Annotated in this window: 10 protein-coding genes, 1 tRNA gene and 1 pseudogene; 2 read left to right on the top strand and 10 right to left on the bottom strand. The window is 63.4% G+C overall.

Going from position 1 to position 15,784, the window contains the following annotated elements; translation table 11 throughout:
* Position 1: 1 nt before the first annotated feature.
* Complete coding sequence (locus CSQ93_RS27145) at positions 2–742, top strand: GGDEF domain-containing protein (RefSeq protein WP_099380706.1); 741 nt, start codon at positions 2–4, stop codon at positions 740–742.
* Between the two features lie 14 nt (positions 743–756).
* Here CSQ93_RS27145 and CSQ93_RS27140 read toward each other — a convergent pair whose 3' ends face one another.
* The 9 genes from CSQ93_RS27140 to CSQ93_RS27095 all read right to left on the bottom strand — a co-directional run bounded on the left by CSQ93_RS27140 (position 757) and on the right by CSQ93_RS27095 (position 13,398).
* A complete protein-coding gene (locus CSQ93_RS27140) occupies positions 757–1,470 on the bottom strand; it encodes a substrate-binding periplasmic protein (RefSeq protein ID WP_233516368.1) in 714 nt (237 codons plus the stop codon).
* 153 nt (positions 1,471–1,623) lie between these two features.
* A tRNA-Sec gene (locus CSQ93_RS27135) sits at positions 1,624–1,719 on the bottom strand.
* Positions 1,720–1,740: 21 nt separating this feature from the next.
* Positions 1,741–3,696, bottom strand: a complete 1,956-nt coding sequence (selB, locus tag CSQ93_RS27130; protein WP_099380705.1) for a selenocysteine-specific translation elongation factor — start codon at positions 3,694–3,696, stop codon at positions 1,741–1,743.
* Positions 3,693–5,102: an L-seryl-tRNA(Sec) selenium transferase gene (gene selA / locus CSQ93_RS27125; RefSeq protein ID WP_099380704.1), complete on the bottom strand. Its 1,410-nt coding sequence runs from the start codon at positions 5,100–5,102 to the stop codon at positions 3,693–3,695. The genes selB and selA overlap by 4 nt, the downstream gene beginning before the upstream one ends.
* Complete coding sequence (gene fdhE, locus CSQ93_RS27120; protein ID WP_099380703.1) at positions 5,099–6,154, bottom strand: formate dehydrogenase accessory protein FdhE; 1,056 nt, start codon at positions 6,152–6,154, stop codon at positions 5,099–5,101. Before fdhE ends, selA begins: the two co-directional genes overlap by 4 nt.
* Positions 6,155–6,293: 139 nt before the next feature.
* Entirely contained in the window at positions 6,294–6,965 is a 672-nt protein-coding gene (locus CSQ93_RS27115; RefSeq protein WP_099380702.1) for a formate dehydrogenase subunit gamma, read from the bottom strand.
* Complete coding sequence (gene fdxH, locus CSQ93_RS27110; RefSeq protein ID WP_099380701.1) at positions 6,955–7,875, bottom strand: formate dehydrogenase subunit beta; 921 nt, start codon at positions 7,873–7,875, stop codon at positions 6,955–6,957. The genes CSQ93_RS27115 and fdxH overlap by 11 nt, the downstream gene beginning before the upstream one ends.
* Positions 7,876–7,888: 13 nt before the next feature.
* Positions 7,889–10,960, bottom strand: coding sequence for a formate dehydrogenase-N subunit alpha (gene fdnG / locus CSQ93_RS27105; protein WP_158301385.1), 3,072 nt, complete (start codon positions 10,958–10,960; stop codon positions 7,889–7,891).
* A 278-nt stretch (positions 10,961–11,238) separates the two neighbouring features.
* Positions 11,239–13,398, bottom strand: a complete 2,160-nt coding sequence (locus CSQ93_RS27095) for a TonB-dependent receptor (RefSeq protein ID WP_099380699.1) — start codon at positions 13,396–13,398, stop codon at positions 11,239–11,241.
* A gap of 382 nt (positions 13,399–13,780) precedes the next feature.
* Between CSQ93_RS27095 and CSQ93_RS27090 the strand changes: the two genes are divergently transcribed.
* Positions 13,781–15,493, top strand: coding sequence for a methyl-accepting chemotaxis protein (locus CSQ93_RS27090; RefSeq protein WP_099380698.1), 1,713 nt, complete (start codon positions 13,781–13,783; stop codon positions 15,491–15,493).
* Between the two features lie 85 nt (positions 15,494–15,578).
* Here CSQ93_RS27090 and CSQ93_RS27085 read toward each other — a convergent pair.
* A pseudogene (locus tag CSQ93_RS27085) lies at positions 15,579–15,784 on the bottom strand (IS1595 family transposase); the annotation flags it as partial.

Here is a 15,784-nt window from a genome sequence, read left to right as displayed (position 1 = left end):
CATGCGCGCCGCCATCTCCGAAGCCGGACTGGAGCCCGACCTGTTCACCGTGGAAGCGGCGGCGCTGGCTGCCGCGCGCCGTATGCACGCCGACAGTCACGCCAGCGGCGAAGCGCAGCGCCGCGTGCTCGGTGAATTGATCACTCACTACGAACGGCTGATGCGCGAGACGCGGCGCCTGATCGGCCGCAGCGACCGCGCCGAGCGCGACATGCATCTGCTGAACCGCCAGTTGCAAACCCTGGCCGGCCAGCTCGAATACCGCGCCACGCACGACCCTCTGACGGGCGCCCTGAACCGCGGCGCCGTGATCGACCATGCCTCGCGCTGCCTGGCACAGGGCGACATGGCGCTGATCGTGCTCGATATCGACCTGTTCAAGCAGGTCAACGACGACTTCGGCCACCCGGCCGGCGACGGCGTGATCCAGGCCGTGGTGGACTGCCTGAAAGGACTATTGGGACAGGAAACGGCCATCGGCCGGGTCGGCGGTGAAGAGTTTTCCGTCGTCTGGCCCACTTCCTCGCGCGACGACGCGGCGCAAGTGGCGCAGCGCATCTGCGAGAGCGTCGGCCGCCAGCGCCATGCCGCGCCCATCACGCGCCCCATCACCGTCAGCGTGGGCTTGAGCTGGAACCGCGCCGGCACAGCCTTCGAAACGGCCTACAGCCACGCGGACCAGGCCCTGTACCAGGCCAAGCGCGAAGGGCGCAACTGCGTGCGCCAGTGGCTGGAGAGCTGAATCCGCGCATTGGCTCAGCGAATATGCTCGCGCGCCATGCTGCCGTCGCGGCGCATGGCGGCAGCGGCGCGCTGCATGGCCGCCACCTGCGCCTCGGGCAATTGCTTGTTGCAGGCGAGGTAAGTCTGCACGCGATTAAAAGTCAGCAACGGCACCACCTTGCCCTCCCACTCCTTGCCGGCAAACGGCTTGCTGCCCACCGCCATGCCGACGGCCCACAGGTCGATGCGTCCGAGCAGCAGCTTTTGTGGATTGAGCCACTCCTGCGTCACGGGCGCCACGCTCAGGCCGCGCTGGCGCAGGTAATCGTCGCGCGCGTCGCCGAGCACCGTGCCGATTACCAGGCCGCGCGCATCGGCCAGCGTGCGCAGGGCCAGGTGCCGTTCGGCCAGGCCGTAGAGTATCCATTCCGCTTCGTTGAGGGGCCCGATCCAGCGAAATTGCGCTTCGCGCTCCTGTGTGCGGCTGGTGGAAAAGATGCAGGTATCAGGCTCGCGCAGCGCCTGCGCGTACGCGCGCTTCCACGGCAGCAGCTCGATGCTGTAGGAAAGACCGGCGCGCGCCATGATGTCGCGCACCTTGAGCGTTTCACGTCCCACGACCACATTGCCTTCCATCATGCTCGACGGCGGCAAATGCTCGCCGACGACGCGCACGTCCACCGCCGCGGCCGGCGCCGGCATCAGCAGCGCCACTGCCAGCAGCCACGCCATGCTTGCTTGTTTCATGCTTGCTTTCATCTGCCACAGGGGGATTCAAGCCGATGTTACCATCGGCTCACCCTGGCATCGTCGCATATTGCCAATTAAGCCATTCATTTCCCGCAACGTGGCAACAGGCCAACGCCGGGACGATCAGCATGCGGGGGAAGGATGAATAACTGGCGGAAAACAGTAGGAGTCGAACCTACGGGAGAACGTCTGACGCCCTCCACCGGGTTTGAAGCCCGGCCACATCACCGGATGAGTGTGCTTTCCGCGGTGCCTGAGCCTAAGTACTTAGCTGCTGGGCAAGGCTGCCGTATAGGACCACAGCGCTTGCGGGCGCAATAGATGCCCATTGCCAACACGGCGAGTATAACCGACGCGGTCAAAGAATTCCAAGACCTGGATCGCCCGCTTGCGGCCCAGGCCGCTGGCGTCGCGGAACGTGGCCGCGCCCACGGCGCCATTGCCGGCCGGTAATCCTGCGTCCCCTTCCGCCGTTTGCGCCAGTTCCCGCACCAGCTGCGCCAGTTCGGCCAGCGCCGCCTGGTGATAAAACAGGTCGTGCACGACCTGGCTGATCTGCCCTGCCTTGGCAAGTTTGCGCAACAGCCGGCGCGTGTCGTCTTCGGCCAGGCCAAAGCCGCGCGCCAGGTCGCGCGTCCACGGCGGATCGGAACGCCCCTGCTCCAAGGCTGCCAGCAAGGGCTCGGCCATCGCCTGCTCCTGCGGCGTCAGTTCCACGCTGTGCGTCGGCAAGTGCAAGCTGGCGCCGCGCGCCAGTATCTCGCCACGCGCCAGCAAGCCTTCGACCAGGTGGCTCCACAAGGCGTCTTCCATCTCGGCATCGACGATGCGTTTCAAACGCCACAGTTCCGGCCCCGCCTCGTCGGGCGCGCGCGCGTGGAAGGCTTCCAATGCTGCCAGCACGCGCGCTTCCAGCGCCAGCAACGCCGCCGGCGCCAGCAACAGGGCGTCGCCACCGCGCAGTGCGATGCGCCGCGTGTCGGGCGGCAGCGCCAGGGCCGCCGCCGGCAGCAGGGACAGGCGCACCAGCAGCGATTCGCGCAAACCCAGCGGACTTTGCGCCAGCAGGGCCGCATAGTCGCCCTGCGCGATGAACGTGGCCAGCGCATCGAGCCACGCCAGCCTGGCCGGGCTGCGGCGCTTGCGCGCGGGGCCGAATGGATCGAGCACCATGCCGCCGCCCACCGTCTGCGTGGCTTGCGCATTGCGCACGACGAAGCGGTCGCCCGGCACGCCGTGCATGGGTGCGTCGAACACCAGCTGCACCCTGCCCGTCTGCCCCGGCGACAGGGTCTCGCCATCGAGCATGACGGCGCGCGCCAGCTGGTGCGCCGCGCCCAGGTGCACGTGCAGCGGCGACCAGGCTTGCAGTTGCACGCCCGCGTCGGGCAGCAGGGTCAGTTCCACGTCGAGGCGCTCGGAACACTGCGCCAGTTCGGGCGCGACGATCCAGTTGCCCCGCTCGATGCGCTCGCGGTCGATGCCGGCCAGGTTCAGCGCCAGACGCTGGCCCGCCATGCCCACCTCGGCCGCGCGGTTCTGCGCATGGATGCTGCGCACGCGCGCCTGTGCATCGCCGGGCGCCAGTTGCAGCATGTCGCCCACCCGCGCGCGTCCCGCCAGCGCCGTGCCGGTAACGATGGTGCCCTGCCCCGACAGGGTGAACACGCGGTCCACGCCGAGGCGGAACAAGCGCCGCTCGTCGCGTTGCGGCAAGCTGCGCGCCACGTGGGTCAGGTGCGCCAGCAAGGCGGCCACGCCGGCATCGTTGTCGCGATTCGCGGCGGTGGGGAAAATCGGGCTACCCGCCAGCGGCGTGCCAGCCAGCAGCGCTTCGATATCCGCTTCCACCTGCGCCACGCGGGCGCTGTCGGCGCGGTCGATCTTGGTCAGCGCCACGGCGCCGCGCGCCACGCCCAGCAGCTGCAAGATGGCCAGGTGCTCGTGCGTCTGCGGCATGACGCCATCGTCGGCCGCCACCACGAGCAAGGCGAAATCGATGCCCGTCACGCCGGAAGCCATGGTGCGGATGAATTTTTCGTGGCCGGGCACGTCGATCACGCCCAGCACCGTGCCATCCGCCAGCGGCAGATAGGCGTAACCAAGTTCAATCGAGATGCCGCGCGCCTGCTCTTCCTTCAGGCGGTCCGTGTGCACGCCAGTCAGTGCGCGCGTGAGGGTCGTCTTGCCATGGTCGATATGGCCCGCGGTGCCGACGATCATGCCGTCAACTCAGCGAGCTGCGCGATGAAGGCCGTCTCGTGCGCCGCTTCCAGGCAGCGCAAATCGAGCCACAGGGTGTCTTGCCCGATACGCCCGATCACGGGGCACGGCAAGGCACGCAAACGCTGTTCCAGCACGCCCAGGGGATTGCTCAGGTGCGAACCGGGCGCGCTGCGGATGGCCAGGCCAAAGCTGGGCAACTGGTCGACGGGCAAGGCGCCGCTGCCGATCTGGCTTTTCATGGATTCAGCCGTCACCACGTACTGTAAGCCCAGCGCGCTTTGCAGCAGCGGCAGCAGGGTTTCCGCCTGCGTGCGCATGGCAGCGGTGGGACGCGTCAGCAAACGCAACGTGGTCAACCGTTCGGCCAGCAAATCCGGCGCGCGGTACAGCTGCAGCACGGGGGCCAGTGCGGCCAGGGTCAGCTTGCCGACCCGCAGTGCGCGTTTCAATGGATTGCGCTTGATCTTCGCGATCAGATCGGCACGCCCGACGATGACGCCGCATTGCGGCCCGCCCAGCAGTTTGTCGCCACTGAAAGTGACCAGATCGGCACCCGCCGCTATCGTTTCGCGCACCGTCGTTTCATGCGGCAAGCCATATTGCGCCAGGTCGACCAGGGTGCCGCTGCCCAGGTCCACCGCCGTGGGAATTGCATGTTTTGCTGCCAGCGGCACGAGTTCGTCGAGTTCCACGCTTTTCGTGAAACCCGTAATGGCGTAATTGCTGCAATGGACCTTCATCAGCAGGCTGGTATGCTCGCTGATCCCGTTCGCATAGTCGGCCAGGTGGGTGCGGTTGGTGCTGCCCACTTCGCGCAGCACGGCGCCCGCGCGCGTCATCACATCGGGGATGCGGAAAGCGCCGCCGATTTCCACGAGTTCGCCGCGTGAGACGATGACCTCTTTATTCTGCGCCAGGGTATTGAGCATCAACAGCACGGCGGCCGCATTGTTGTTGACGATGGTGGCAGCTTCGGCCCCCGTCAGTTCGCGCAGCAATTCCTCGACCAGGTCGTCGCGGTCGCCGCGCTTGCCCGTTTCCAGGTCGAATTCCAGATTCATCGGCCACTGCAGCGCTTCCACCACGGCTTGCACCGCAGCGTCGGGCAGCAGCGCGCGGCCCAGGTTCGTGTGCAGCACGGTGCCCGTCAGGTTGAAGACGGCGCGCAGCTGCGAGCGCGCTTGCGCCTGCAGCCGTTCGCCCATTTGCGCGGCGATGGCGGCAATCGATGCGTCCTCTTCGCACGCTGCGCCCGCCAGCATGGCCGTACGCAGTTCGGCCAGCACGGCGCGCGCGCAGGCCAGCGTCTGCACGCGGCCATGGTGCGCAATCAGGGCCAGGCAAGCCGCGTCGCCCAGGATGCGGTCTACCGACGGCAGGCGCACGGTTTGCCCCGTCGTCATGACTGATGGCCCTCGCTGTTTTCATTCTTTCCCAGCCACAGCAACGGATTGCCGCTGGCGCGCTGGTAACCCGCCTCACCCACCAGCAGGTCGAGCATCAGGCTGGCCAGGTCGTCGGCCAGGGGCTCGACGTTGTAATCATGTTCCTGGTTGAAGACTTTTCGATAGGTATGGCAATCGTCGCAGGTTTCCGCGCGCGCCACCTTCTTCGGATCGTTCGCCTTGTTGGGCAATTTGTCGTCCTTCGCCGTCACCGGGTCGAACGGCTTTGCGTCGGCCGCGTCCAGGCCCTGGTAGGCAATCTTGCCATTCTGTTCGCAGGTCGAGCACTTGACGCGCACCATATGCCATTCGCTTTCGCAAATGCCGCAGTGCAGGTAGCGGTAACCCTGCGACTGGCCGCCGATGCGGATCACGCTGGCGACGGGGTGCGAACCGCAGACGGGACACAGGGTGCCCGTTTCCAGGTCCGGCACGCGCGCGGCGCGCAATTCGCTGGCCGACACCGACCACAGGATTTGCAGGGCGGCGGCGACGAATGGCGCATGCATGGGATTGAGGTTGTCGCCGTTTTCATCGAGCACGGCGTCGGCGCAGGCGTCCAGCGCAGCCACGTCGAGCGCGCGCAACTGGGCCAGCACCTGCGTCAGGCCGCCGGACAGGGCCGGCTGGCTTGCCGCCGTGGCGGCCAGTTCATCGAGCAGGCTGACAAAGATGTCACGCCACACGGGCGGACGGGCGCCGCTGACGGGCAGCACCGGCATGCGGTGCTGGATGGCGCGGCGCAGCGCATCGGGGTCCGCGGCAGGCACGGCGCCGGGCGCCAGTTTTCCCACCACGGCGGCCTGCGCATCGGCCAGCGCCGCCATCAGCACCAGGTAGCCCTGCATGCCCGCGTCGACGGGGATGCCCTTGATTTTCCCCTGCGCCAGTTCGCGCAAGCGCAAGGCGCGTGCCTTGAACAGGCTGTCAGGCTGCGGCAGCAGCAGGCGCGGAATCGCGTTGTGGTCCAGGCCTTCGATTTCGCCTGGCTGAAGAATGCGTTGTACCAATGGAGTTTTCCCATCAAAAAAGGGGGCTGTAAAGTATTCTAATCGATATGGTGCAGCGCAAGCCGCAAAGGAAAACCGGGGTCAGACCCGTCGGGTCTGACCCCAGCTCTTGCACTTGGGCTAATTAAGCAAAAAACCGTCAGTCTTTGCTGTTGCGAATGACCGCCTCAAACCACTTCGGATGGTGCTTGCGCGCCCAGCCGTAAGTGACGGTGCCGCGCACCATGGCGCCGATCGAGCCCTTGACCCACAGGGCTGCATAGATGTGCACGATGATGGCGCAGATGATGCCGAACGCGCACACGGCGTGCAGCAAGGCGGCCGCGCGGATGACGGGGATCGGGAAGTAGAACGCGAAATACGCGCGCCAGATCACGATGCCCGACAGCAGCAAGCCCACCATGCAAGCCAGCAGCACGAAGAACAGGATCTTCTGGCCGGCATTGTATTTGCCGATCTTCGGAAGCTTTTCTTCGCGGTTGTTGAGCACGTCGTCCATCTGTTTCAGCCACTGCTTGTCGCCGTCCTCGAACTTGTTGTGGTGCCAGAAGCGCACCACGAGGATCGCGAACGAGACGAACATCACCAGGCCGGCGAACGGATGCAGGATGCGCGTCCATTGTCCGCCACCAAACAGGTTCGCCAGCCACGCCATCGAGGGATGGAACATGGCCAGGCCGGACAGGGCCAGCATGACGAAGGTGATGGCGGTCACCCAGTGATTCGTGCGCTCGTTGGGAGCGTAGCGCTGAATCAGCGGGTTGCCATCCTTGTCGCGCAGCTTGCCATCGTGATGTTCACTAGGATTCATGCTGTTCCTCCTTGATGCGCTTGGCCTCTTCCAGCGCTTCGTGCTCTTCATCCTTGCTCACTTCGTTCGGACCGACACGCGTGTAATGGAAGAAGCCTGCCAGCGCCGTGGCGGCCATGCCGGCCACCGCCAGCGGCTTGGACCAGCCCTTCCAGAAGCCCACCATCGGGCTGATGCGCGGACGTTCCGGCAAGTTCGAATACAGCTTCGGCTTGTCGGCATGGTGCAGCACGTACATCACGTGCGTGCCGCCCACACCCAGCGGATCGTACAGGCCCGCGTTCTCGAAACCGCGCGATTTCAGGTCGACGATGCGCTCTTCCGCATGCACCTTCATGTCTTCCTTGGTGCCGAACACGATGGCGCCCGTCGGGCAGGTTTTCACGCAGGCCGGTTCCTGGCCCACGGCGACGCGGTCCGAACAGAGCGTGCACTTGTAGGCGCGGTCGTCCTTTTTCGAAATGCGGGGCACGTCGAAAGGACAGCCGGCCACGCAGTAGCCGCAGCCGATGCAGTTTTCCTGGTGGAAATCCACAATGCCGTTCGTGTACTGCACGATGGCGCCCGGCGCCGGACAGGCTTTCAGACAGCCCGGATCCTCGCAGTGCATGCAGCCATCCTTGCGGATCAGCCATTCGAGGTTGCCGTCATTGTTTTCATGTTCGGCAAAACGCATCACCGTCCACGATTGCGGCGTCAGGTCCGTCGGATTGTCATAGGTGCCATGGTTTTCGCCGACTTCGTCACGCAAGTCGTTCCATTCCATGCACGCCGTCTGGCAAGCCTTGCAGCCGATGCATTTCGACACATCGATCAGCTTGGCCACGGTGCCCGTCACCGGGCTGCGCGCTTGCGGCGGCGTTACCGTGGTAGCCGACAGGCGCCGGATATCTAAGGATTGCAGTGCCATTATTGAGCTCCCATCATGCTTTTTCCACCTTCACGAGGAAGGACTTGAATTCCGGCGTTTGCGAATTCGCATCCCCCACGCCCGGCGTCAAGGTATTGATCAGATACCCCGGCTTGGCCACGCCCGTAAAGCCCCAGTGCAGCGGCAGGCCCACGGTATGCACCTGCTTGCCCTCGATCGTCAACGCCTTGATGCGCTTGGTGACGACGGCCTTGGCGATGATGTGGCCCCGCTTGGAACTGACGCGCACTTCACCGCCGGCAACGACACCGATGCTCTTGGCCAGCTCTTCGCCGATTTCAACGAATTGCTGCGGCTGGATGATGGCATTCAGACGCGCATGCTTGGTCCAGTAATGGAAATGCTCGGTCAGGCGGTAGCTGGTGGCCACATGCGGATATTCCTCATGCGTGCCGAACATTTTCCGGTCATCTGCGAACACGCGCGCGGCCGGATTGCTGGTCGCCTGCGGGTTTTTCGGATGCATGGGGTTGTAGCCCAGCGGATTTTCGAACGGCTCGTAATGCTCGGGGAACGGTCCTTCGGCCATGGCGCCACGCGCAAAGAAGCGCGCCACACCCTCGCCCAGCATGATGAACGGACCCATGCCGTTTTCCGGCGGTTCGTCGACCTTGAAATCGGGAATATCGGCCCCGCTCCAGTTGGCGCCATTCCACTCGATCAGCTTGCGGGTAGGGTCGAAAGGCTTGCCCTTCAAGTCGCACGAAGCACGGTTGTACAGCACGCGACGGTTGGCCGGCCATGCCCACGCCCAGCCCAGCGTCTGGCCGATGCCGGTCGGGTCGCTATTGTCGCGCCGTCCCATCTGGTTGCCCGCCTGCGTCCAGCTGCCGGCGAAGATCCAGCAACCGCTGGTGGTCGTGCCGTCGTCGCGCAATTGCGCAAACGAAGCCAGCTGCTCGCCTTTCTTCACCAGCAGCTTGGTCGCATCCTTCGGATCGTACAAGTCGGCCAGCGCCTTGCCGTTGAATTCGCGGGCGATTTCTTCCGGCTGCGGGTTATGCGGCTGCGCATAATTCCACGTCAGGTTGAGAATCGGATCGGGGAACTTGCCGCCCTCTTTCTTGTACATGCTGCGCATGCGCAAGAACAGGCCCGACATGATCTCCAGGTCGCTGCGCGCCTGGCCCGGCGGTTCGGCCGCCTGCCAGTGCCATTGCAGCACGCGTGAAGAGCTCACCAGCGAACCGCGTTCTTCGGCGAAGCAGCTGGTCGGCAGGCGGAACACTTCCGTCATGATCTTGGTGGGATCGACTTCGTGATACTGCCCGTGCGCCTTCCAGAATTCGCCCGTTTCCACGGCCAGCGGATCCATGATGACGAGGAACTTCAGCTTCGACAGCGCTTCCGTGACCTTCTGCTTGTTCGGCGCGGACGCCAGCACATTGAAGCCCTGGCAGATATAACCCGTCATCTTACCTTGGTGCATGTTCTCGATGGCTTGCATCAAGTCATACGGCTTGTCCAGTTTCGGCAGGTAGTCGAAGGCGTAGTTGTTCTCCGCCGTGGCGAAATCACCCCACCACGTCTTCATGAAGCTGACGTGGAATTTGCGGTAATTGCTCCAGTAGCTGAGCTGGTTCGGACGCAGCGGCTTGGTGGCACGCGCGGCGATATAGGCGTCGAAATCCTGCTCGCCCTCGTTCGGCAAGGTCATGTAACCTGGCAACAGGTTCGACATCAGGCCCAGATCGGTCAAGCCCTGGATGTTCGAGTGGCCGCGCAAGGCGTTCATGCCGCCGCCCGCGATGCCCATATTGCCCAGCAACAACTGCACCATGGCGCCCGTGCGGATGGTTTGCGCGCCCGTCGAATGGTGCGTCCAGCCCAGCGCGTACAGGATGGTACCGGCGCGTCCCGGCACGGCGGTCGAAGCCAGGGCTTCCGCCACCTTGTGGAACTTGTCGGCCGACACGCCGCACGTACGTTCGACCATTTCGGTCGTGTAGCGCGAGTAGTGCTTCTTCATCATCTGGTAGACGCAGCGCGGGTGTTCCAGGGTCGGGTCGACCTTGGCGTAGCCGTCGTCGCCGATCTCGTAATCCCAGGTGGCCTTGTCGGTGTACTTGCCTTTTTCCTTGTCGAAACCCGAGAACAGGCCGTCCTCGAACGCATAGTCTTCGCGCACGATGAAGGGCATGTCCGTGTAGTTGCGCACGTACTCATGCTGGATCTTGTCGTTCGTCAGCAGATAATTGATGATCGCGCCGAGGAAGACGATGTCCGTGCCGGTACGCGTGGCGCAGTAGTAATCTGCCACGGATGCGGTACGGGTAAAACGCGGATCGACAACGATCAGCTTGGCCTTGTTATGCGCCTTCGCTTCCGTTACCCATTTGAATCCGCAAGGATGTGCTTCTGCTGCATTGCCGCCCATGACCAGGATCACGTCGGCATTCTTGATATCGACCCAATGATTCGTCATCGCGCCACGGCCAAACGTCGGGGCAAGACCTGCCACCGTCGGTCCGTGTCATACACGCGCCTGATTATCAAAGGTCAGCATCCCCATGCTGCGCACTGTCTTGTGGGTCAGATACCCGACCTCGTTGCTGCCGGCGGACGCGGCAAGCATGCCGGTGGAGAGCCAGCGGTTGACGGTCTTGCCGTCGGCATTCTTTTCGATCAGGTTGGCATCGCGGTCATCCTTCATCAGGCGCGCGATCTTGTCGAGCGCCACATCCCAGGAGATCGGTTGCCATTCCGTGCCGCCCGGTGCGCGGTATTCGGGCACTTTCAGGCGGTTCGGGCTGTGGATGAAGTCGACCAGGCTGGCGCCTTTCGGGCACAAGGTGCCGCGGTTCACCGGGTGATCGGCATCGCCTTCCACGTGGATGATGCTGGAGACGGCATTTTTCGCGCCGTCGCCCAGTCCATACAGCAGGACGCCACATCCTACCGAACAGTAGGGACAGGTATTGCGTGTCTCGGTGGTGCGAGACAGCTTGTATTGCCGCACTTCCGCCATCGCCTGGCCCGGTGCGAAACCGAGCAAGGCGAGGCTGGAACCAGCAATGGTCGCGCCAGTTACCCGGAGGAACTGGCGCCTGGACATCTGAACCATATTCAGGCCTCTATGATGTGAGTAAATAAAAGTCATACGGCGTCGTGGTCGTGTCATATCACTAAGATATAAGCACCATGCCTGTGCCGTATGACAGTATTTTACCCCTCAAACTCCGACAAGGCTTAGTCCGCCGGAAAAAATTCCACATAGTCAACATTATTTTATCGGTACCGAACAGTTCCTCTAAACAATGCCAGCCTGCCAACCCCGATCCCGCGCAGCGCCCGCCCATGAAAAAACCCGCTCGCGAGCGGGTTGTGAGGAAACGATAAAAATTACAGGCTGTAGCGCAAGGTCAGCGCCACATTGCGCGGCGCGCCCGGCAAGCTCAGGTTCGGGCTGGAACCGTGGCCCGACACGATGTAGCGCGTGTCGCCGATATTGTTGACGTTGAGCTGCACTTCATAGCGGCCCGTGCGGTACGCGGCCATGGCGTCGGCCGTCACGTAGCCTGGCAGCACGACGGTGTTGCCCGGATTGGCGAAGCGGCTGCCCACGGCATTCGCGCCGCCGCCCACGGTGAAGCCGTGGCCCAGGTCCTTGGTCAGCCACAGATTGGCCGTGTTGCGCGAAGTCAGGGTGGCGCGCTTGCCCTTGATGGCGACGGAACTGGCCGTCGTCGTGCCCGGCGCATTCACGCTGCGGTCGACGGCGATGGAATCGGTAATGGTGGCGTCCAGGTAAGCGTAGCCTGCCATCATTTTCCAGCCGTCATGCAAGTCGGCGTTGAAGGTCAGTTCCAGGCCGTCCGTGCGTTGCGTGCCGACGGGCACGATGCGGTTCGTGATCGGGTCGCTGGTCTTGATATTGTCGCGTTCCAGGCGGAACAGCGACACGGTGGCATTCGCGCGGCCGCCCCACAGGTCATACTTGGCACCCACTTCCGTGTTGCGCGTGGTTTCCGGCGCCAGGTCGGCATTGTTGGCGGCCAGGGCGAAGTTCTCGCCGCTCGGCTGGAAGGAGCGGCTCCACGACGCGTAGTACGATTGCACGGCGCTCGGTTGCCAGACGAGGCCGGCGCGGGGGCTGTAGGCCGAATCCGTGCGCGACAAATCCGCCGTCGTCACGCCCAGCGCATTGGCCAGGCGCGACTGCTGCTTGTAGCGGTCGTAGCGCAGGCCGGCCAGCGCCTTCCACTCGTCGCTGAAGCTGATGGCGTCCTGCACGTAGGCAGCGGCCGTGTCGTAGGTACCGAAGGTATCACTGCGCGCGCCCAGCTTGCTGCGATCGACGACGGGCAGAACAGGATTGAAGATCGACACGGGCTTCGCAGGTGTCGTTACAGCGATGGCGGCCCAACTGTTGGCATCCTTGTTTTGCTTGCCGAATTCGGCGCCGTACAGCACTTCGTGGCGCATGGTGCCCGTGACCAGCTTTTGCGTCAGTTCCGTCTGGTTGAACCAGCCGCTCTCGTCGCGGTTGAGCTTGGCGTGGCCCAGGCTCATCGTGCCCTTGACTTCGTTGACGTTGCCGGAAATATTCGTGTTGTTGCGGTCCAGGTGATAGTCGTAGTAGCGGAAGGCATTGCGCAGCGACAAGCTGTCGCTGAACTTGTGCGTCAGGGTGGCGGCCGTGGAGACCACGCGCGACTGGCTGAAGTCCGCATCGCGTGCATTCGCGGCGCCATAATAGGTGCCCGCATCGACGGCGACGGGACGGCCGTGGTAGGACGGGATGCCGAAGTCCGTCAGGCGGCGGTCTTCCAGGTAGTCACCCTGCAGCAGCAGCTTGGTGGCGCCGGAGAGGCGGATGGCCACGGAAGGCGCCAGCGCCGTGCGGTTGATGAATTGCTGGTCGCGGTAGCTGTCTGACAACTCGCGCGCGCCCGTAAAACGCCAGTCCACCGTCTCTCCGACACGGGCCACGTCGACTTCGCCGCGACGCCCTTTCGTGTTCGTCAGGCTCAGGGCCACGTCCGTGATATCGATACCCGGTTTTTTGGTGATGCGGTTGAGCAGGCCGCCCGAGGAACCGCGGCCGTACAGCACGGCGGCCGGTCCCTTGATCACTTCCAGGCGCTCCACGTTCGACAGGTCGCGGAAATACAGCGCGTCATCGCGGAAGCCGTCGACGAACTGGTCGCCGATGGCCGTGAAACCGCGGATGAATACCTGGTCGCGCTGGCCGTCGCCCGTCGACAAGCCCACGCCAGGGATATTCTTCATGACGTCCTGGATCGACATGGCGTTCTGGTCGCGGATGACGGCGGCCGGCACCACGTTGATCGTCTGCGGCACGTCGCGCAAGGCCATTTCCGTCTTGGTGCCGCTGGCGGAGGTGGCGGCGACATAGCCATCCTTGTCCTTCGAGGCCGTCACGGTGACGGCGGGCAAGCTTTCCTGTGCCCATGCCGCCAATGGCGTGGCGCCCAAGGTCAAGGCGCCCAGTACGGCGATGGTGATCGGTTTACATCCTGGCTTGCGCTGTTGCTGCATACAATTCCCTGGTCGATGTTTTAATACGAATGATTATCATTAGTATTTTACCAGCCAACGATGGGAAAAGTAAGGCGAAATGTAAGTGATAGTACTTATGGACTAGGTACTTGACGTAAAAACACAACAGGAAATCAATATCAAAAAACAATTAAAATTGCTTTGAAAAACTATTTCTCTGCGTCAATGCTATACTTGCGGCTTGCTGGGCAGCGGTCAGCCTGACCGATATGCCCCTTGCTTTACCTCCATCGCCACGCTCAGCGTGGCGCGCCGCACAGCCATCACGCGGCACCCGAAGACCCCGATCCCCTGCGCCTTGCGGCGCCTGTCCGCCCCTGCTGGCGGCGGCGATCATGACTATTAAACTGTTAGGAATTACATGAAAAACCTGAACATCGGCAGCCGCCTTGGCGTCGGCTTTGCTGTCGTATTGCTGTTGCTTGCCGCCTTGACCATCACCGCCCTCGTGCGCATGCAAACGGCCAGCGACCTGACTTACCGCCTCATCAATACCAGCATCAAGAACCAGCGCATGGTGGCCGAATGGTCGAAGATCATTGAACTCAACAGCGTGCGCGGCGTCGCCTCGTTTGAAATCACCGATCCTGTCGTGCGCGCCAAGATCGAGGAAGACTTGAAAGTCGATGCGGAGCGTTCCAGCAAGCTGCAGGACGACATCATCGCGTCCTTGCTCAACCCGGCCGTGATCGAGCAATTCAAGGTCGTGCGCAAGGTGCGCACCGACTACGTGACGACGCGCGCACGCGCCTTCAAGATGAAGGCCGACGGCGACGTGGCGGGCGCCAAGATCGTGTTCGACAAGGAAGTCGCGCCGATCACCGTAGCCTACCTGGCCGAAGTAAAACGCTTTGCCGGCATGCAGATCAAGGCGGCCGACGGCGTCGGCGCCAGCATCATCGAAGCCTACAGCGGCACCCGCATCTTCCTGATCACCATGGGCGTGCTGGCCGTGCTGATGGGCATCGGTTTCGCCTGGTGGATCACGCGTTCGATCACCGGCCCCATCCGCGCCGCCGTGAAAGTGGCGGAAACCGTGGCAGCGGGCGACCTGAGCAGCGTCATCACGGCGCAAGGCCGCGATGAAACGGGCCAGCTGATGCACGCCCTGAAAACCATGAACGACAGCCTCGTCGGCATCGTGGGCCAGGTACGCAGCGGCACCGACACCATCGCCACGGCGTCCGCGGAAATCGCCGCCGGCAACCAGGACCTGTCGTCGCGCACGGAACAGCAAGCCAGTTCACTGGAAGAAACGGCCTCGTCGATGGAAGAACTGACCTCGACCGTGAAACAGAATGCCGACAATGCGCGCCAGGCGAATAAACTGGCCGGCGACGCAGCCGGCATCGCCAGCCGCGGCGGCGCCGTGGTAGCCGAAGTGGTCGCCACCATGGGCGAGATCAATACTTCGTCGAAGAAAATCGTCGATATTATCTCTGTCATCGACGGCATCGCCTTCCAGACCAACATCCTGGCCCTGAACGCGGCCGTGGAAGCGGCACGCGCCGGTGAACAGGGCCGCGGCTTTGCCGTGGTCGCCACGGAAGTGCGCAACCTGGCACAGCGTTCGGCAGCGGCGGCGAAAGAGATCAAGGGTTTGATCGACGACTCCGTGCAAAAAGTCGACGTGGGCACGGACCTGGTCGACAAGGCCGGCAAGACGATGGAAGAAATCGTGCAAAGCATCGGCTTCGTGACCTCCATCATGAGCGAGATCAGCAACGCCAGCGAAGAGCAGAGCGCGGGCATCGAGCAAGTCAACCAGGCCATTTCTGAAATGGACCAGGTGACCCAGCAAAATGCAGCCCTGGTGGAAGAAGCCTCGGCAGCGGCCGAAGCCATGCAGGAACAGGCGAGCGAACTGGCGCAGGTGGTCAGCGTCTTCCGCCTCGATGCCAATGCGGCGGCCACCGACCGTTTCAGCGTGAAAACCGCCCAGCGCAGCGCGCCGGCAGCGACAGCCCCTGCCGCGCCAGCCCGCAAGGCCAACACCCCTGCCCTGCGCCTGCCCCCGACGCGCGCCAGCAGCAAGGCCACGGCGCCTGCCGAAGGCGAGTGGGAAGAGTTTTAAGGTGTGAAAATCAATGCGTGGCAGTGGCTGCCACGCATGCCAAACGGCCAGGCGTCAGCACAGCCTGGCTTGCGTATCTTCAAGGCTATGTCACCGTCAAATGTGGGAATGCTCCCAGCGTTGCTTTCAATAACGTTTCTGGTGAGCGGATGCGCCCGGCGTCAAGTATCCAGCGCCAGCCCAGGTAATTTGGCAGGTAGCGCGTGGCCACGCCGTGAAACGGACGCAGCCATTGCCGCAAGCGGCTGTGATACGCATTGACGTTCTGCACATGCGCGGCGCCCTGCACAC

The sequence above is a fragment of the Janthinobacterium sp. BJB426 genome (assembly GCF_002735705.1).
Lineage (GTDB): Bacteria > Pseudomonadota > Gammaproteobacteria > Burkholderiales > Burkholderiaceae_D > Janthinobacterium.
This window is presented reverse-complemented; position numbering and strand designations above follow the sequence as displayed.